At 65.0% G+C, this 16750-nt stretch carries 18 protein-coding genes; all 18 read right to left on the bottom strand.

Annotation, left to right across the window (positions count from 1 at the left end; all coding sequences use genetic code 11):
* Positions 1-6 precede the first annotated feature (6 nt).
* Entirely contained in the window at positions 7-1761 is a 1755-nt protein-coding gene (locus CEW89_RS02205; protein ID WP_096804735.1) for a relaxase/mobilization nuclease domain-containing protein, read from the bottom strand.
* Between the two features lie 243 nt (positions 1762-2004).
* Positions 2005-2769: a lytic transglycosylase domain-containing protein gene (locus tag CEW89_RS02200; RefSeq protein WP_096804734.1), complete on the bottom strand. Its 765-nt coding sequence runs from the start codon at positions 2767-2769 to the stop codon at positions 2005-2007.
* A 2-nt stretch (positions 2770-2771) separates the two neighbouring features.
* On the bottom strand, positions 2772-3107 hold the full coding sequence (locus CEW89_RS02195; protein WP_096804733.1) for a DUF736 domain-containing protein: 336 nt from the start codon (positions 3105-3107) through the stop codon (positions 2772-2774).
* Positions 3108-3174: 67 nt separating this feature from the next.
* Positions 3175-3717: a S26 family signal peptidase gene (locus CEW89_RS02190; RefSeq protein ID WP_096804732.1), complete on the bottom strand. Its 543-nt coding sequence runs from the start codon at positions 3715-3717 to the stop codon at positions 3175-3177.
* Positions 3714-4235, bottom strand: a complete 522-nt coding sequence (locus CEW89_RS02185) for a DUF2840 domain-containing protein (RefSeq protein WP_096804731.1) — start codon at positions 4233-4235, stop codon at positions 3714-3716. The genes CEW89_RS02190 and CEW89_RS02185 overlap by 4 nt, the downstream gene beginning before the upstream one ends.
* Positions 4232-4486: a ribbon-helix-helix protein gene (locus CEW89_RS02180; protein WP_096804730.1), complete on the bottom strand. Its 255-nt coding sequence runs from the start codon at positions 4484-4486 to the stop codon at positions 4232-4234. The genes CEW89_RS02185 and CEW89_RS02180 overlap by 4 nt, the downstream gene beginning before the upstream one ends.
* Entirely contained in the window at positions 4483-5136 is a 654-nt protein-coding gene (parA, locus tag CEW89_RS02175) for a ParA family partition ATPase (protein WP_096804729.1), read from the bottom strand. Before parA ends, CEW89_RS02180 begins: the two co-directional genes overlap by 4 nt.
* Entirely contained in the window at positions 5133-6308 is a 1176-nt protein-coding gene (locus CEW89_RS02170; RefSeq protein ID WP_096804728.1) for a replication initiator protein A, read from the bottom strand. Before CEW89_RS02170 ends, parA begins: the two co-directional genes overlap by 4 nt.
* A gap of 18 nt (positions 6309-6326) precedes the next feature.
* Positions 6327-6608: a helix-turn-helix transcriptional regulator gene (locus CEW89_RS02165; RefSeq protein ID WP_096804727.1), complete on the bottom strand. Its 282-nt coding sequence runs from the start codon at positions 6606-6608 to the stop codon at positions 6327-6329.
* Between the two features lie 137 nt (positions 6609-6745).
* Positions 6746-7252, bottom strand: a complete 507-nt coding sequence (locus tag CEW89_RS02160) for a DUF2285 domain-containing protein (protein WP_244906139.1) — start codon at positions 7250-7252, stop codon at positions 6746-6748.
* On the bottom strand, positions 7200-7520 hold the full coding sequence (locus CEW89_RS21460; protein ID WP_425321020.1) for a transcriptional regulator domain-containing protein: 321 nt from the start codon (positions 7518-7520) through the stop codon (positions 7200-7202). The genes CEW89_RS02160 and CEW89_RS21460 overlap by 53 nt, the downstream gene beginning before the upstream one ends.
* Positions 7521-7626: 106 nt before the next feature.
* Positions 7627-7896, bottom strand: coding sequence for a DNA -binding domain-containing protein (locus CEW89_RS02155; RefSeq protein WP_043870029.1), 270 nt, complete (start codon positions 7894-7896; stop codon positions 7627-7629).
* 99 nt (positions 7897-7995) lie between these two features.
* Positions 7996-8244, bottom strand: a complete 249-nt coding sequence (locus CEW89_RS02150; protein WP_009573769.1) for a helix-turn-helix domain-containing protein — start codon at positions 8242-8244, stop codon at positions 7996-7998.
* A gap of 194 nt (positions 8245-8438) precedes the next feature.
* The gene (locus CEW89_RS02145) at positions 8439-8762 is read right to left on the bottom strand and encodes a DUF736 domain-containing protein (RefSeq protein WP_009573768.1); all 324 of its coding nucleotides are present in this window, start codon (positions 8760-8762) and stop codon (positions 8439-8441) included.
* A gap of 459 nt (positions 8763-9221) precedes the next feature.
* Positions 9222-9755 (bottom strand): hypothetical protein, encoded by a 534-nt coding sequence (locus tag CEW89_RS02140; protein ID WP_244906138.1) that lies wholly within the window; start codon positions 9753-9755, stop codon positions 9222-9224.
* A 133-nt stretch (positions 9756-9888) separates the two neighbouring features.
* Positions 9889-10815, bottom strand: a complete 927-nt coding sequence (locus CEW89_RS02135; RefSeq protein WP_096804726.1) for a DUF2493 domain-containing protein — start codon at positions 10813-10815, stop codon at positions 9889-9891.
* 343 nt (positions 10816-11158) lie between these two features.
* Positions 11159-12205, bottom strand: a complete 1047-nt coding sequence (locus tag CEW89_RS02130; protein WP_096804725.1) for a DUF7146 domain-containing protein — start codon at positions 12203-12205, stop codon at positions 11159-11161.
* Positions 12205-16521, bottom strand: coding sequence for a strawberry notch family protein (locus tag CEW89_RS02125; RefSeq protein ID WP_096804724.1), 4317 nt, complete (start codon positions 16519-16521; stop codon positions 12205-12207). The genes CEW89_RS02130 and CEW89_RS02125 overlap by 1 nt, the downstream gene beginning before the upstream one ends.
* Positions 16522-16750: the final 229 nt, after the last annotated feature.

Genomic DNA, 16750 nt, shown 5'->3' with positions numbered 1-16750 from the left:
TGTTGATCAGAGGCCGAGGCCGCGCTTGCGGCCGAAGTCCCAGTCCACTCCGCCGTCCCCGCGCGCGACGCCGGTGACATCCCGGCCGAGATGCTTTTCGAGAGACGGAGACCAGGGCACGAGCTGGAACCCGAGCGCGCCGTCCGCGCCATAGCCCTCGATCATGGCAAAACGGCCCGAAGCCAGCGCGAGACGCTGGCGATAGAGGCCGCTGACGTAGTCGCCAGAATCCGCCTTGTTGAACGGCAACCCGGTCTCCCCCGAGAGCTGCGTGCCAACCGCCTGCAACTCCCGGTCGCGCAAGGTTCCAAGCAGGCGACGGGCAAAGACCACCCTGCCGCCCCGCTGCTCGGCCAGCCCCTCCGAGATCAAATGCTCGGCCCGGGCTTCCAGGGCCTCCCGGACCTCGGCACCGAAGCCCTGCTCCGACAGGGCGAGCGGATCCCGCGCGATGGCCTGCCGGTCGAGCCAGGTGGCCCCGGACGCGGTCACCTGCGCAGCGAGGTCCAGATCGGACCGAGCCGCCAGCGCGACACGACGCTGGCCGCGCGCATCGTCATAGGTGCGGAGTTCCACGATAGAGCCTGGAGCACTGTCGCCGGCGGCGTCGAGATGGGGCAGACGGATATGGTGGCTCCGGCCATCGACACCATCGACCACGGCATAGGCTGTCCCCTTCAGCTCGTCATCAAGGCCCCGCTGGACCAGACGACCGATGACAGGAACATCGAGGCTCTCCGCGGCAAGGACAAAACTCGAGGACCCGCGCTCGATCCCGCGTTCCGTCAGCGCCCGATGCATCCGCTTGATGATGTCGCTACGCTCCCCGATCTCGCGCAGGACCGCCTCGGCATCATCCCTGATGTGCCATTGCGACTGTCCGATCTGGTCGGCGACGCCGAGCATTTCCAGCCGGCGCAGACGCCCGACCTTCAGCGGGTGAAACGCATCCGGCTGCCGGTCCGCATCCAGCGCCATGTCGAGGATGCGCGAACGCCCTGCATCCCGCAGCAACTGACGGTCGAGCTGCGTCCAGCGCTCAGCCCCGATCTGTCGCTCTAGTGTCCGGCGGATGTCGAGATCGCTACGTGGGCCCAGTTCCTGGGTGACGAGATCCCGTGCCCTGTCGCGCATGCCCTCCTTGATGTAGTCCCGCGAGATCACGAGATCCTGGCCGTCGTCGCGCGTACCCCGAACGATCAGATGGACATGCGGATGGGCGGTGTTCCAGTGATCGACGCCGACCCAGTCAAGAGGTGTGCCGAGATCCTGCTCCATCCGCCCGACGAGATCGCGGGTGAAGGAGCGCAGGTCGGACATGTCCGGCGCGTCGTCGGGTGAGACGATGAACCGGAAATGATGACGGTCATCGCGACACCGCTCGGCAAAGGCCCGGCCATCGGCATCCTCCGTTCCCGGCCCGAAGAGCCTGGCCTTCTCCCCGTCCCGGGTCACGCCGTCCCGGCGCAGGTAATCGAGGTGGGCTCCGAGGGGCGCGGATTTCCCGCTGTGCCGGACCACACGCGCCTTGACCACCGCGCCGCGTGTGCGGGCGGTGATGAGGCGGTTGGCCTGAATACTGGCGCATTGACCGCGCCCGAAGCGGGACCGATTGCCCGGGGTGACACGCCCGGCCCGCGAGACACCACCCCCGGCCTTTTTCGCGGCAGCCAGAGCCTGTGCGACAAAGGGACGGGCCTGCTGCGCCCGTGTCGAACGGATACGCCCCGGGCGGATGCGGAACTCGCGATCATCGGGCATGGGAAATCCCCGCACAGTGCGAAACAGCGATCATTTTCATAAACTTAGGCACATCTCGCACGGTGCGCGCACACGCCACACGGTGCGGAACGCGGCGAAAACATGAACAAAAACAACCGCCCAACCGCCGCGCACCGTGCGCCCTTTTATCCTGCCATCCTTCGGTCGTGGTGCCAGCCACCACCGTCCGTCCCCTCGAACGCGCGCCAGAGCACGACGGAATGCGAAGTGCGATCTCCCGGGTCATGGCCGGGCCTCACCAGTCTCCGGCTGGACGAAGAGGCCCTCAGATCGCGGGGTGAGGCCCGCCTGCGGCACCGCCGGGACGGGTGAAGGAGCGCCGCCGACCGTTCGGTCAGGCAACACAGGATCGGTTGCAAGCGTCCCGTCGTCGCGGCTGATGAAGATCGCCGCCTCACGCCAATCGCGTGGTCGTGCTGCAGTGATACCGGTGCCCGATGGCCGCTCGCCAAGCAGAACGGGTGCAAGCGCAGCGACATAGGCACGTGTCTCGGGAGGCAGCGGACGATCCGCCAGTCGGTATTCTTCGTAGCGGGCGGGACCGGCATTATAGGACGCCAGCATCGCCGCGACATTGCCATAGCGGTCCCACATCTCGCGCAGATAGGCCGTGCCCGCGAGGATGTTGTCACGCGGATCGTAAGGGTCTCGGCCAAGACCATGACGGATGCGCAGCCCCGCCCAGGTGTCGGGCATGACCTGCATCAGCCCCATCGCGCCAGCGGAAGAAACCGCACGCAGATCGCCCGCACTCTCTGCCCGCATCACGGCCATGATCCAGGTCGTCGGAATGCCGAAGCGCTGCGATGCCTCGGTGACCTGGGCGGCGTAGGGACGCGCGGCGATTGCGTGTTCGGGCACACCGGTTTGCGCCAGAAGCGGCTGGGTGGCGACGACCGGGATGAGGAGGCCGGAAAGAAGAAGGAGAAGAATGCGGTGGCAGATGCCACCGCTCCCCGAGGCGGGGCGGATGCAGGACATGATCATGGTCAGTCCTGCTCATCGCGCTTCTTCGGGCGGGTCCAGTGCAGCCCCCACTCCCTGCCCTCCTCATCCGACTGGAACAGGCGGGCGCGGATCGGATGCTGGAAAACTGGATCATCAAGCAGGACCGAAACGAACGCTCCTGCGGTTTCGCCGGTGTGTTTCCAGCCCGCGCCAACCTCCGGACCATCCTCATCACCGAGATGGATGCGATAGGCGGGAGCTTTCTCGGAATCGACATTGTCGGTGGGAACGAAGGTCAGTTCCAGGTCGAGAGAGAGCGTACGCAGCTGTCCGGCATAGCCAGACGGGGTGCGGGTGAATTGACCGATCTGTGGCATTGGAAGCTCCTTCCTCATGCGGTGAATGGGAGGCGGGTCGCTTGCGCGCCCCGCGATGGACGCGCCGTCACCGCTCCGGCGCGTGCCAGACGAGGCGGCCATCGCCACCCTCGTCGGTGAACAGTGGACTGGCCCGGCCGATCACTGCCGAGGTGGGGAACGGGCCGAAGTAGCGGCCGTCGAAACTGTCAGCGACCGCCGGGTTCATCAGGAAGACCTCGCCCTCCGCGATGGTGAGACAGCCCTGCCAGACAGGAAGATCGCGGCCCTGGCTGTCGCGCTCTCGCGCCTCCCCCAGGTGTCTGCCATCGACGGTGATCGCAGCACCGTCACGGCAGACCCGTTGTCCCGGCAGCCCGATGACGTGCTTCAGGATCGGCACATCGCGACCGATATAGCCGCGCGCGACCATGAAACCTGCAAAGGGTTCGGGCGGCATGACCACGACCAGATCTGGCACCGCGAGCCGGTCCACCGACGCGATGGTGTAGAAACCAATCGGCACGCTGGCCGAGGCGTTCCAGACCAGCCGTGGCGCAGCCGGAATGCTGCCGGCGATGACGGTGGTGAGCGCCGCGACCGTCGCCATGATGTAGCGGGCACGGGTCATTTTCCGATCTCCCGGCGCCGGAGCCATGCGGCATGGCGTTCCGCCGTATAGGCGCGCGGCGCTTCGCCCGCCTTCATCCAGTGGGCGACATGGCGCCAGTGGTCGGGATCGACCTCGGCAGGGTCGATCCCGAGACCCTCGATCGCATCGACATGGCGCAGGACCTCTTCGACCTTGGGCCAGCCTTCGATCTTCAACAAAATCTCGCCACCGGGACGCACGCAGGGCAGCGTCTGACAGGCGCTACCAGGCGCGATCGCGCGCACAATGTCGATGCGCGAAACAACGGTTCCATAGTCATTCGCCGCCCAGCGGACGAAGCCAAACACGGCGCCGGGACGGAAGAAGACAATGCGGCGGCTGCGGTCGAGGATCTGCGTTCCGGCCTCCTGGCCGAACCTGATCCAGAACTCGATCCGCTTCTCCACCCAGGTCAGTTCCACGCGCGTCAGCGCGCCGCGGAAACGGGCGTCGAACGATCCGTCTCCGGTCACGCCGGAAATCACAAAGCCGGTCATTGAGGTTCTCCTTCGGGTTCTGGATATTCGCGCCCGAGCAACTCGCGCAGCATGTCAGCGACAGTGACGCCGCGGCTGAAAGCTGCGACCTTGATGCGACCGCGCAGGTCCGGGGTGATGTCGATGGTGAGCCGGGCCGTATAGATCGCCGCCGCGCGACCCTGTGCGGATGGCGCCTCGCCAGCCTTGATCCAGGTCTCGGCATCGACTGGCCGCGCGGCGAAACCACGCTTGTCATTGCGCCCGGTCATACCGCCACCTTCCCAAGACCGAGGCGCCCGATTTCAGACGTCAGCGCCGCGATCTCTCGGGCAGCATGCGATTTACGGTCGATGTCACTGGCGAGGCGACCGGTTTGCGCCGCATCTGCAAAGACGACGCGCTGACCAATCGTGCTGGCAAGCACAGGAGGATTGTGATCCGCCAGCGCCTCGGCGGTTTCCCGAGCGATGACGATGCGCGCGCCGCAGCGGTTGAGCAGGAAGCGGGCGACAAGTTCCGGCCGATAAATGCGGGCCTCCGCAAGGAGGGACAGCATCTCGGCAGAGGCCCAGCCATCGAATGGCGAGGGCTGTACCGGGATCAGCACCAGATCGGCGGTGAGCAGCGCCGAGCGCATGAGCCCCGCAACACGCGGTGGGCCATCAATAACGACATGATCGACTGTGCGGGCAAGTTCGGGGACTTCGCGGTGCAGGGTGTCACGGGCCAGGCCGAGGGTGCCGAAGAGCCGCGGCAGACCTTCGCGGGCGCGTTGCTGCGACCAGTCCAGGGCGGAGCCTTGCGGGTCGGCATCGATCAGGGTGACACGCTTGCCCTGTATCGCCAATTCACCAGCGATATGGAGCGCCAGCGTCGTCTTGCCGACGCCACCCTTCTGATTGAGCAGAGCGATGATCATTCGCCACCTCCCGGCAATTCGAGAGGAAGGCGGGGCGTATCTGGATGATCGGAGGCTGCTGCGACACCCTGATCGGAAGCCGTTCGCGGCACCGATGGGGCGACGGCTGCCTTCGTCTTGCCGGCCTGGCTGAGGCTTTTTGCGGTGGCACGAATGACGTTTTCCACATCACGCGCGCGCTCTTCAAAGTTAGACTCTTTGTTAGACTCTAAGTTAAGGGGGCGATTTCCGCTTTTGCTTCCGTGCGTTACCCCCTGTTTGGGTTCCTGATAGCACGAGCCTTTGGTTCCCGATAGCACGATAGCCCGGGTTCCCGATAGCACGAGCCCATTCACAGGTTTTCCACAGCCCGGAGTAGGCTCGAAAGCCAGCAGCTTGCGTCCACCAACCTCAGTCTCGAGAAAGAGCGTGTAGCCCGGCAGCGGCTGCCGCCGGATGATGTCGCGAAGCTCGAAGGCGAAGCGCTTGAAGGGGGACAGCGCCCCGGACTTCTGGTGAAGATGATGGAAGTCGAAACGCCAGCCATCGCGCTGTCGGCCACCATGCTTGCGCACCAGGCGATACAGCCAGCGGTCAAGCCCGCCGGTCAGGTCGAAATACGCCCGGTCGATGGTGAGGACGAGCGCATTGTCGAGCACGGCCTGGTAGAACCAGTCGGGCACGATCAACTCGATGCCGTCCGGGCGCCCCTCCCTGTCGCTGCGCTCCTGCCATTCGTTGATCCAGGAGAAGCGATGGCGGCGTCCTTCCGCAGGCTGCCGGATCGAGGTGGAGATCGTCGTCGACTGCAGACGATCCAGCGCCGCCTTCAGGCGCTGGTAATCCCGCGCACTGGTTCCGCGACCAACATAGGTGAGGATCTCATATGGGGTGGCGGCCATCAGCCGGGAGGTGCGCAGCCCCGCGTCACGCGCCTCGACGATCTGGCTCGCCGCCCAGATCAGGATGTCGGCATCCCAGATTGTGGCCATACCGTGATCGGGAACGGCCTCGACCCGAATGCTGACGCTGCCAGCGGCAAAGTCGATCGGCGCAACACGCTTAGACTTGGCGAGGGAAAAGAAGGGATAGGCCATGAGGTCCTGCGCATCTCTGGGGGCGAAGTCACCGGGCAACGCGCGGAACAGATCGAGCTGTCCACGCTCGGAACGGGGTCTGCGTCCATCGGTCATGAAGGTGTCGCCCCCAGGTCAGCGCACGAAGCGGCCGGGCTGCGGGAGGTTCGGGAGCGCGTGGCGTTTCGCCGGCAGTACCTGCCCGCGCGGGTCGGATGTCGAGGTAACGGCGCCGCGTCCGACCCAGGCCTGCAGGTCCTCGATCGCATAGACCACGCGTCCGCCCAGCTTGTGGTAGGCGGGACCGGTGCCATAGGTCCGGTGCTTCTCCAGCGTCCGAGCCGACAGGCTCAGGAACTGGGCGGCTTCTTTGGTGCGCAGATAGCGCGGGGGAAGTTCGGTTGAGATGGCGGACATCGGGCGTCTCCCTACTGTGTGTGACCAGTGCCGCGAAACAGCGGCTGATGACGGTCACGATGGCGAAGCGCGTCCGGTCAGATGCAGTGGAAAGGTAGCAGGGGTAAATCCGCACACCGCGGCGCGGGATCGCCGACCTAGAGGCGGCGCTGGTGGCGAAGGAGCTTGCGATAGCCACCGGCGATCAGGTCACGCCCCTCGCGAAGGAGGCTGGAGACGGCAAAGCGGGCCGAGGAGACCTGCCATTCATCGCGGTCCAGGCGACCGGTCCGGAACAGGACCTCGGCGATCTGCTTCTGGGTCGCGCCATGGAAGGCGGCGTCGGAGGCTTGAAGGACACGCCGCAGGCGCGCTTTCTGCTGCGCGGTCAGACGGGTGTCGCGGGGGATGGATCGACGGCGGTGCTGGTCCGCCAACAGCCGCTGGATTGCTTCGATGCGATCAAGGCCCTCGGGACCGAGAGGAACAGTGGCAACAAGCCGACCACGGTCTTTCAGGGGAGCGACGAGATGTAGGTATGTCCCGTCCGGCAGCCTGTGGCGCAGGTGCTTGCCAATGGGGGACGCCCTGCCCGTCGGGGCGACTATTTCACTACCGCGGGCGTCTGCCTCTTCGGCCAGTGCCTCGGGGGCGGCAACGAGCACCACGACACCTGTATCGACCGCCGGACACCAGAACACCTCCGCAACGGAGGCGGGCAGCCCGGGCCGGATCGGGAAAGCACAACCCCCATCGACGGCCGACCTGATCCCTCAGATCAACCCTCTCCGGGGGTTCTCCTGCGAGCTTCGCGTAGTCATACTGATATTCGGGATTGCGGCGCAGGCATTCCCAGCCGAGGTCCGGCGCAGCCAAATCATCAAGATAGTCGTAGGCGGCCTGGTCACGCCAATTCGAGCGATCAGGTTGCATGGCATCGCCTCTCCCCTGGGTTGATCACAAGAAAGGATTCCAAGAGATCAATCACTTGGGAAGCCCGTCGCAAGGCATCAGGTGATGCGTGAAACGCATCACCTCCTCAGGCGGTTCGCCCCGCCGCCAACTGCCGATACCCTTCCGAGCTCAACCAACGCGCGCGTTCAAGATGTGCGTCATGGACCAGACGCACCCGCTCTGGCTCTGTCTGCGCATCGAGACCTAGAATGATCTGCGCGGCCTCCTGCCAGCTCGCGCCCTCGCCTGCAGCATCGAGCAAACGCATATACTGCGCCATGTGATGACGGTCATACTCAGTCACCACGTCCCCCTGCGGCGGTACATCCTGCAAGCTGCTGATCGTCACGCGCATCCCCACGGCGTTTGCTGCACATCCTTAGCACAGCCAGTTGACAGTTTTGTGAGCACGGCAATAGCGCAATTCGGCTCTCTGCAAAACCTGCCGGAAAGGTCAGGCCTTCGAGGCAGCCTTCGCCTGAACATGCATCACTCCTATCCCCTGGTCGGAGTTCAGGAGCAGAATGCCATTCGCCTCGAAAGCCCGTCGGACCTGATCGCGCGTGGTCTCATAGACCTCGAGCCCGCTTTCGGACTCGAGGCGCTTGAGCGCGGTCAAAGATACCCGGGCCTCATCCGCCAGCTGCTCCTGTGTCCAGCCAAGAAGCGCCCGCGCGGCCCGTGATTGTCGGGCGGTGATCATGCAAATCACCTCCCATCCGGCCCGGCGCAAACGCCAGAACTACGACTATTATAGTCGCTTATCAGAATTTCACCACCAAAATTCTGACGTGTTTACATCGCGTTTTCGCTTTCTCGCCGGAAATTTCGGGAACTGATTCGGTTGCCCTGTTCGGCGATCGGCCCCGGTCTTACGACCGGGGCCTCGCGACGGCGTTATTCGCCGCGGCGACCGTTGGGGCGGGACCAGATCAGAGCGTAGCTCTCGCCGTCTTCGTCGTCGAAGAGATTGGCGTAGATCGGGGCGGTGAAGCTCGGATCGTCGAGCTTGAGGCCCAGATAGTCGCGGCCCTCGCCCGAGCGTTTGGACCAGGCGGCGCCGATCTCGGCGCGGCCCACCAGGACCCGGTGGCTGGGGGCGTTCTCGCCGGTGGCGCGGGTGTCGGGAACGATGCGCACGCCCTGGACCTGGACGCTGAGGGTGACGATTTCGCCGGTGAATTCGTTGCCGGTCTTCTTGAAAGTGCCGATGGTTGCCATTTTAAGTCTCCGTCTTCCGTTTCCGGGTCCGCACCATTGCGGCCCGATGGCGATCGACAGGCCGGAGACGACCGGCGGCGCACCCCCGGCGTGCCGGGGGCTGGACAGCAAAGGCAGAACTTTCTTGTCTCGCGCGGAATGGGCGCAGCCCAGGGGAAGAAAGTTATGGCGGCGCTGTTGCGCCAAGCCGGTCGAGGCGTAGCCGATCTTCGGCCAGATCAGGCCATTGAAAGGGCCGTATGGAGCGGACATGGGACGGGTCAGAACGGAGACGATGGCAACCGCGGATGCCCGCCAGCCTGACCGGCCTTTCCACCGGCAGGTTTGCTCACCCGCGACAGGCCATACGCATCACTCTCCAGGCGCCCCGCCCGACGTGCCCCCCGCGATCGCAGGTGCAGTCTGCCGCTCGAACGCTCCGCCCCCTCCACCGCACGGCCACGGGCCGCGACGCGGGCCTCATGCCGATCCGCACACCGCCCCTACCGGCAATCTGAGGATTGGGATGACAGTCCAGCAGTGATCAGGCCCCGCCTCATCGGATCGCCTGCAGTGACAGGCGCTCACGGGAGAGCTGTCCGAAGGCTCGGCTGCCGAACCCGCAATGCGAAGAAAGGCGGAAACGCCTACAGCGCCAGCGCCGATGACGGCGAAGATCATCTGCCAGGTCTCCGAGGGCATCATGGCCCTGGCGATCCCGAGGGTTGCGTGGAAGCCAGCGAGCACCGCCGGCACCACGAAGATCAGCGCGATGACAAACCGCGCCCAGAGCGGGCGCACGTGCATGATCAGCGCCTGACCGATGGCAAGCGTCAACCCTGCAGCGAAGCCGCCGACGAGGATTGCACCGAACCAGCCTGCGCCGGTTCCATAGGCCCATATGCCGGTATGAAGTCCGACGAGGAACGGCAGGGCGAAGACCGCGAGGTTGAACACCAACCAGCACAGGCCCGCAATGGCCGCGAAAGATGTAAGGATTCCGAGAACGATCATGGTGGAGTCTCCCGTTTGACTTGGAACGGTCGCGCCTTCCACCACCACCATGGCGCAAGGCGAACATAGCATGAAATCGCCCGGCATGGCGAGAGTTCTGCCGGGCATGGTATCGATGGATTGCAGGCAGCGCTCACGCGCTGCCCTCCGCGAGGCGGTAGACCGGGATACCCATCTCGCGGGCCTTGTCGGCCAAGTTTTCCTGAATGCCGGTACCCGGGAAGACGATGACCCCGATCGGCATGGCATCGAGCATCCGGTCGTTGCGCTTGAAGGGCGCGGCCTTGGCGTGTCTCGTCCAGTCGGGCTTAAAGGCAACCTGCGGCACCTTCCGGTTGTCGGCCCAGGTGGCCGCAATGCGTTCTGCGCCTTTCGGGCTGCCGCCGTGCAGGAGCACCATGTCGGGATGCTTGGCATGAACCTGATCGAGCCTGCCCCAGATCAGCCGGTGATCGGTGGTATCCCCGCCCGAGAAGGCAATCTTCGGCCCGGCGGGCAAGAGCACCTCATTGTCGGCCTTGCGTTTGGCGGAGAGGAAGTCGCGGCTATCGATCATGGCCGAAGTCATCTGGCGATGGTTGACTCGTGAACCGGAGCGCGGCGACCAGGGCGTGCCGGTGCTGCGCAGATAGAGGTCGGCGGCAGTGTCGCGGAAAGTCTCCATGCTGTCGCGGCGCTCGATCAGGTTCTGGCCAATGTCGATCAGGGCCTCCAACTGGACGGATTTGACCTCGCTGCCGTCCTGTTCGCGCTGAAGGCGCTTCTGGGCCTGCTCGTTATCGTCGAGTTTGCGTTCGGTCCGCTCGACGGCACGATGGAAGGTATTGACGGTGGACCACATGATCTCGTCGAGGTCGAAATCGAGGCTGGTATCGGCCATGGTGGAGATCAGCGCATCGAAAATGTCGGCAACCGCGCCCTGGATGGCGGTGTCCTCGGGCGTGATCCGGGGATCGGCCTCGCCCTCGGCGGGACGGTAGCCATAGAGTTCGAGCGCTTCGACGACATGGCCGGTGGGAGATGTGCTGTGATCGGGTTCGAATTCGTCATGGGCATACATGGGATGTATCCTTCGGTTGGACCGCGACCGTCGCGGCCTTCATGGCGGCGACAAGCCCACGGGCGCTCCGGTCTGGCAGTCCGAGCCTCAGGCGAGGACCTTGATGGCAAAGCCCGGCTGATTTGCTTCGCGCTGTAAAGGCGGGGGAGACGGGGTCCCCACGCGACCTGTCGCGTGGGGTGGCGGGTCGCCGACGGAAATCAGTCGGGCGCCGCCATTGCCGGGCCGGAGCGTTTGTGGGCCGCTCGCCCTCTCAAGAAGGCCAAGGCGCGGGTCTTTTGCCGAGGTGCTACACCCCTTGCCCATGGCGGGATCGGTTATCCTCGATCACGGCCCTCTCTGGCTATGGTGCGCGCGACATGAAGCGTCTGACGTCTTCGGGAGCGATCTGCACCCGGATCCGCGCCCGAAGCGCCTCCAGGCCGAGGCTCACGAGATCGTCGTTGAAATCTCCCAGCATGGGCGAAAGCGTGATGGCCTCGATCCCGGCCTCGATGGCCCGGTCCACCAGACTGTCCCGTGCGGCGTCGCCTGCCGGATCGTTGTCGCGGACGATATAGAGCCTGCGCAGATGCGGCGGGAACAGGATAGCAGCGAGATGTCCGGCCGAGAGTGCGGAGACCATCGGCATGATCGGCAATGCCTGCCGCAGCGAGAGGATGGTCTCGATCCCCTCGCCCGCTGCCATGACATCCTGCGCCTCGCCAAACCGCACGGCGTTTGCGAGCAGGTCTCCCATCGCCTTTCTCGGCGGATCGATCGGCGCTTTCCCGGAGCCGTCACGTTGAAGCCAGGTGCGATGCGCACCGGTGATCCTGCCTTCGAGGTCGGTGACGGCGGCGATCATGGCCGGCCAGGTTTCGGTTGGGCCGTCGCCCTCCGCACGCCAGTAGCAGGTCGGGTGGCACCGCAGATTTGCGGTTCCGCGTAAATCCGCAATGCCGCGTTGCCGTAAGTACGCCTCTGCGAGACTGCCGGTGAGCGGTTGCGTCATGCGCCAGAGGCGACGGGCAGCTTCGGACGATCCCGATGGTGCTGGCGGTGTTCGGGATCGGCGGGAGTTTGGCTCCGGTTCAGGATGCGGCAGGCTTAGGAAGCGGCGGGCTTCTTCGGCAATGTCGGCGAAGTCGATGAGGCCGAGACTTTCGCCGATCACGTCGAGCAGATCGCCATGCTCGCCGGTCGATGCGTCGGTCCATTTTCCAGCCGCCCCCTTACCGGTCTCTGGCCCGGTCAGACGGACGAACATCGAACGACCGGGCGTGTTTCGCACATCCCCGACCTGCCAGTAATTGCCCTGCTTGCGCCCGTTCGAGAGGTAGTGGCGGCACACCACCTCGGCCTGTCGGGCGAGACGGTGTGCCAGTTCGGAAGCGTTGAGACGTGCCATCACGCAGCCACCCGCTCACCGATGCGCTCAACCGGGAAGCGGTCGAGCAGTTTGCCGATGATCTCCGGCCCCGATGCATCGACGGGCACGAAGAAGCGCAACTTCCACGAGATGATCTCGCTGAAGAGGCCATAGGCCCGCAGACGCTCGCGCATTGCGTCAGTAAAGCCGGTCAGTTCGACCCGGTTCGCGCCCATGACACGCGAGCGTCGCAGTTGCAGCCCCTCGGCGAGATCAAGGATCGTGCAACCTTCGATCAGTGCGGCATAGGCGGCATCCGGTGTCAGGCTGCTGGTGACGCCACTGGTCGAGGCATTGGCAGCCCATGCGGGCGAGACACGGCGACCGATTATGCGTTCCCCCTCATCGGTTTGGAGCCGATAGACGCGGGAGGAGTCCTGCGGCAGGCGTTTCCAGATCGGCAGCAAAAGCCCCGTCACCATATGCAGGATACTGTCAGTGAATTCCGGCACTTCGTCCAACTCGGCCTGCCATGCCGAGGCGAAGGCAGCGCGCTCGGCCTCTACCCAGTGGGTCTCGCCCATCGCCCGCATGGGCAGGTTCATTGCTTCCATCGGCCGGATCAGCCGGACGCGGCGCTCGATCTCGCCATCGTCCAGCATCACGCTGGTGGTGGGGATCTGCACGGCGGCACGACCGGACCGCTCGTTCACGAGCAGCTTCGCCCGCGGATCATCCAGCTCCGCCAGGGCTGCATCGAGCGTGACCGGCTGATTGCGTTTGCGCTCGGTGAGCGTCAGGAGCCGGGTTTCCGCGCCAGTCCCCGGATGGGTGTGGATCACCTGCCGGCCTGTGACGATGAAGCTTTCGGCCTTCAGCGTTTCCAGCCCCATGTCATAGGTGCCGGATGCAATCGCCCCGTCGATCCGCGCCTGCAGAAGCTGCTCGAAGGCCGAGAACAGGATGCCCTGCAACTCGATGGTCAGAGCCAGCAGGCGATTGAGGAAGGTCGTGATCGGTGGCAGGTCGTCCTTGATGCCGTTCGCGTCCATCAGCTTCAGACCGTTGGCGGACTCAAACCGTTCAAGCGAGCAGCCCTCGACCTTGCCGCGCACGATCAACAGGTAGAGCTGGCGCAACGCATCGCGGGCATAGGCGGATTCCAAATTGTCCTCGGGCCGGAACAGGCCCTGACCGCCGGTCTGGCGCTGGCCGCGGGTGATCGCGCCCAGGGTGTCGAGGCGACGGGCAATCGTGCTGAGGAAACGCTTCTCAGCCTTCACATCCGTCGCGATGGGCCGGAAGAGCGGCGGTTGCACCTGATTGGTGCGGTTGGTGCGCCCGAGCCCCTGAATGGCGGCATCGGCCTTCCAGCCCGGCTCCAGCAAGTAGTGCACCCGCAGGCGCTGGTTCCGCGCCAAAAGGTCCGCGTGATAGCTGCGCCCGGTGCCCCCCGCATCCGAGAAGACCAGAATGCGCTTCTGGTCATCCATGAAGGCCGAGGTCTCGGCAAGATTAGCAGAAGGCGCGCGGTTCTCGACGGCCAGGCGGGCCGATGCGCCATCGCCCTTGCGCACGATCCGGCGCGAACGCCCCGTAACCTCGGCCACCAGATCGGTGCCGAATCGCTGGACGATCTGGTCGAGTGCTCCCGGCACGGGCGGAAGCGACCCGAGCTGCTCCAGCATCTCATCGCGCCGGACGACGGCTTCTCGGCTTTCGACCGGCTGCCCATCGCGGAACACGGGCCGCGAGGACAAATTGCCTTCGCTGTCGGTGAAGGGCTCATAGAGTTGCACCGGGAAGGAATGCTGCAAGTACGAGCCGACATATTCCCGTGGCGTGACGTCGACGGAGATGTCGTTCCATTCGTCGGTGGGGATTTCTGCCAGCCGCCGTTCCATCAGCGCCTCGCCGGTGGAGACGATCTGGATGACGGCGGCATGGCCCGCCTCGAGATCGGCATCGATCGAGCGGATCAGTGTCGGCGTCTTCATTGAGGTCAGCAGATGCCCGAAGAAGCGTTGCTTGGTGCTCTCGAAGGCCGACCGCGCTGCGGATTTGGCCTGCCGGTTTAGCGTGCCTTCACTGCCGGTAATGTTGGCCGCCTCCATCGCCGCGTCCAGGTTTCCATGGATCACGGCGAACGCGGCCGCGTAAGCGTCATAGATGCGGCGCTGTTCGTCCGTGAGCTGATGCTCGATCAGTTCATATTCGACGCCATCATAGGAGAGTGAGCGGGCGGTATAGAGGCCGAGAGATCGCAGATCGCGGGCCAGCACTTCCATGGCCGCAACGCCACCGGCTTCGATCGCCTCGACGAATTCGGCCCGAGTCTGGAACGGAAAATCCTCGCCGCCCCAGAGGCCGAGGCGCTGCGCATAGGCGAGATTGTGAACCGTGGTGGCGCCGGTCGCCGAGACATAGACCACGCGCGCATCGGGCAGCGCGTGCTGGAGCCGCAGGCCCGCGCGTCCCTGCTGCGAGGCGGCGATATCGCCGCGGTCTCCCTTGCCGCCACCGGCATTCTGCATGGCATGGCTTTCGTCGAAAATGATGACCCCATCGAAGTCCCTGCCCAACCATTCGACGATCTGCTTCACACGCGAAACCTTCTCTCCGCGGTCATCGGAGCGCAGCGTGGCATAGGTGGTAAACAGGATGCCTTCCGACAGCGTGATTGGCTTTCCCTGCGGGAAGCGTGACAGAGGTGTGACCAGCAGTCGCTCCATGCCGAGCGCCGACCAGTCGCGTTGCGCGTCCTCGATCAGCTTGTCGGATTTGGAAATCCAGACCGCCTTGCGGCGACCGCGCAGCCAGTTGTCGAGGATGATCCCGGCCGACTGACGGCCCTTGCCGGCGCCGGTGCCGTCACCCAGCATAAAACCCCGGCGGAAGCGGATAGCGCCAGCGGCATCCTCGGCGGCGGCGCGCACGTTGTCGAAATGCTCGTCCACGGTCCAGGCACCGGCGAGATGATCGGCATGGGCTTCACCTGTGTAGATCACCGTTTCGAGCTGGGCGTCCGACAGACGCGCGCAGATGTCAGCGGGCAGCATGGCGCGGTAAGACGGCCTGGGTGGTGCGACCGAGGCCATGGCGGCGGATTGCACCAGCTTGGTCGGGTGCGGCGCGGCGCCAGGTATGCGCAGCGATTGCAGCGCATATTCCTCATAGATCGCGTCCGACAGCCGCGCGCCCTCGGGCGGCACCCAGTCCACGGTCTCATACTCGAGCTCCACCCCCTCGGGATCGGACGCTGGTGCGGCGGCGGGTCGGGACGCTGTGGCGCGAGCGAGATAACCGCGCACGGTCTTCGGGGCAGCCGCCGGCACGGGAGAAGCGACCTTCGGGAGCGAGACCGGCAAGCGCGGCGGAACCTGGCTTTCGATCCAGCCGAGCAGCGTGCTGACGTCGGGTGCAATCTCTGGTGAGGCCGGGAAGATGGCAGAGTCGTTGGCGGGCAGCTTGTCGATCACTGTCAGCCGCGTGTCGATGCGGGTGCCATGCCTGGAAAAGACCGCGCCATCGATGGCCGCGGTGAAGACCACGCGGCCACGGTCCTGCAAGCGCATGAAAGCATCGCGCCAGGCCGGTGCTTCCGGTCCGAAGTTCCCCCCGGTGATCGTGACCAGCCGTCCGCCAGGAGCAAGCCGGGCCAGCGCCGAGGCAATATGGCGAAGGGAAGCATCCGCCATCCGTCCCTCGACATTGGCCATGACCGAGAAGGGCGGGTTCATCAGCACCACCGACGGCACAGCCTCCGGGGTCAGATGATCGTCGATCTGGGCGGCGTCGAACCGGGTGACGGGAAAGGCCGGAAAGAGGGAAGAGAGAAGATCGGCGCGGGTCTCGGCGAGTTCGTTGAGGATCAGCGAACCGCCCGCGGTCTGGGCCAGGATAGCCATCAGGCCGGTGCCGGCCGAGGGTTCCAGCACCACGTCATCAGGCGTGATCGCGGCCGCCGCCAGCGCGGCAAGACCGAGAGGCAGAGGCGTGCTGAACTGCTGGAAGCTCTGGCTTTCCTCGGAGCGGCGGGTCTGCGTCGGCAGTAGGCCCGCGATCTTCGCCAGAGGACCGAGCCGGGACGCCGGAGAACCGGCTTTGCGGAAAAGCGCCTTTCCATATTTGCGCAGGAACAGAACCGTGGCGACTTCGCAGGCCTCATAGGCGAGCTTCCAGTCCCAAGCGCCGCTGGCGTCGGAAGCGCCGAAAGCGCTTTCCATGGCACTGCGGAGGTCCGCAGTATCGACGCGTTGACCGCGTTCGAGATGGGGAAGAATGAGATGGGCGGCGGCCAGGATCACGGGGGCCGGCTGGGTGGCCGGACCGGTCACGGGAGATGAGATATTCATGTCGGGGAACCTCGGAGAGCGGGAACGGGGAGGACCCGGACGGCGCTCTCTCTCGACCACCCGGACTCACCCCTGTCCCGGTACCTCTCTGACTCTTCATCACAGGCCCCATCGCCTCGCAGACTTGACGGCGACAGCGCTCCGCCATCAACTTTCGCGAGGGCTCATTGATTGCAATCGATATTCATGAGATACACAAATTTGAAACCAATCATCAGGGCCGAGATCT

This window comes from Celeribacter ethanolicus (assembly GCF_002407265.1).
Classification (GTDB): domain Bacteria; phylum Pseudomonadota; class Alphaproteobacteria; order Rhodobacterales; family Rhodobacteraceae; genus Celeribacter; species Celeribacter ethanolicus.
Note: the sequence above shows the minus strand (reverse complement) of the source record. Positions and strands in the feature narration are given on the sequence as shown.

Excerpts from the sequence above, each read along its gene's own strand:
- CEW89_RS02205 (WP_096804735.1), bottom strand. The coding sequence starts at position 1,761 with ATGCCCGATGATCGCGAGTTCCGCATCCGCCCGGGGCGTATCCGTTCG.
- CEW89_RS02200 (WP_096804734.1), bottom strand. The coding sequence starts at position 2,769 with ATGATCATGTCCTGCATCCGCCCCGCCTCGGGGAGCGGTGGCATCTGC.
- CEW89_RS02195 (WP_096804733.1), bottom strand. The coding sequence starts at position 3,107 with ATGCCACAGATCGGTCAATTCACCCGCACCCCGTCTGGCTATGCCGGA.
- CEW89_RS02190 (WP_096804732.1), bottom strand. The coding sequence starts at position 3,717 with ATGACCCGTGCCCGCTACATCATGGCGACGGTCGCGGCGCTCACCACC.
- CEW89_RS02185 (WP_096804731.1), bottom strand. The coding sequence starts at position 4,235 with ATGACCGGCTTTGTGATTTCCGGCGTGACCGGAGACGGATCGTTCGAC.
- CEW89_RS02180 (WP_096804730.1), bottom strand. The coding sequence starts at position 4,486 with ATGACCGGGCGCAATGACAAGCGTGGTTTCGCCGCGCGGCCAGTCGAT.
- parA (WP_096804729.1), bottom strand. The coding sequence starts at position 5,136 with ATGATCATCGCTCTGCTCAATCAGAAGGGTGGCGTCGGCAAGACGACG.
- CEW89_RS02170 (WP_096804728.1), bottom strand. The coding sequence starts at position 6,308 with ATGACCGATGGACGCAGACCCCGTTCCGAGCGTGGACAGCTCGATCTG.
- CEW89_RS02165 (WP_096804727.1), bottom strand. The coding sequence starts at position 6,608 with ATGTCCGCCATCTCAACCGAACTTCCCCCGCGCTATCTGCGCACCAAA.
- CEW89_RS21460 (WP_425321020.1), bottom strand. The coding sequence starts at position 7,520 with ATGCAACCTGATCGCTCGAATTGGCGTGACCAGGCCGCCTACGACTAT.
- CEW89_RS02155 (WP_043870029.1), bottom strand. The coding sequence starts at position 7,896 with ATGCGCGTGACGATCAGCAGCTTGCAGGATGTACCGCCGCAGGGGGAC.
- CEW89_RS02150 (WP_009573769.1), bottom strand. The coding sequence starts at position 8,244 with ATGATCACCGCCCGACAATCACGGGCCGCGCGGGCGCTTCTTGGCTGG.
- CEW89_RS02145 (WP_009573768.1), bottom strand. The coding sequence starts at position 8,762 with ATGGCAACCATCGGCACTTTCAAGAAGACCGGCAACGAATTCACCGGC.
- CEW89_RS02140 (WP_244906138.1), bottom strand. The coding sequence starts at position 9,755 with ATGATCGTTCTCGGAATCCTTACATCTTTCGCGGCCATTGCGGGCCTG.
- CEW89_RS02135 (WP_096804726.1), bottom strand. The coding sequence starts at position 10,815 with ATGTATGCCCATGACGAATTCGAACCCGATCACAGCACATCTCCCACC.
- CEW89_RS02130 (WP_096804725.1), bottom strand. The coding sequence starts at position 12,205 with ATGGCACGTCTCAACGCTTCCGAACTGGCACACCGTCTCGCCCGACAG.
- CEW89_RS02125 (WP_096804724.1), bottom strand. The coding sequence starts at position 16,521 with ATGAATATCTCATCTCCCGTGACCGGTCCGGCCACCCAGCCGGCCCCC.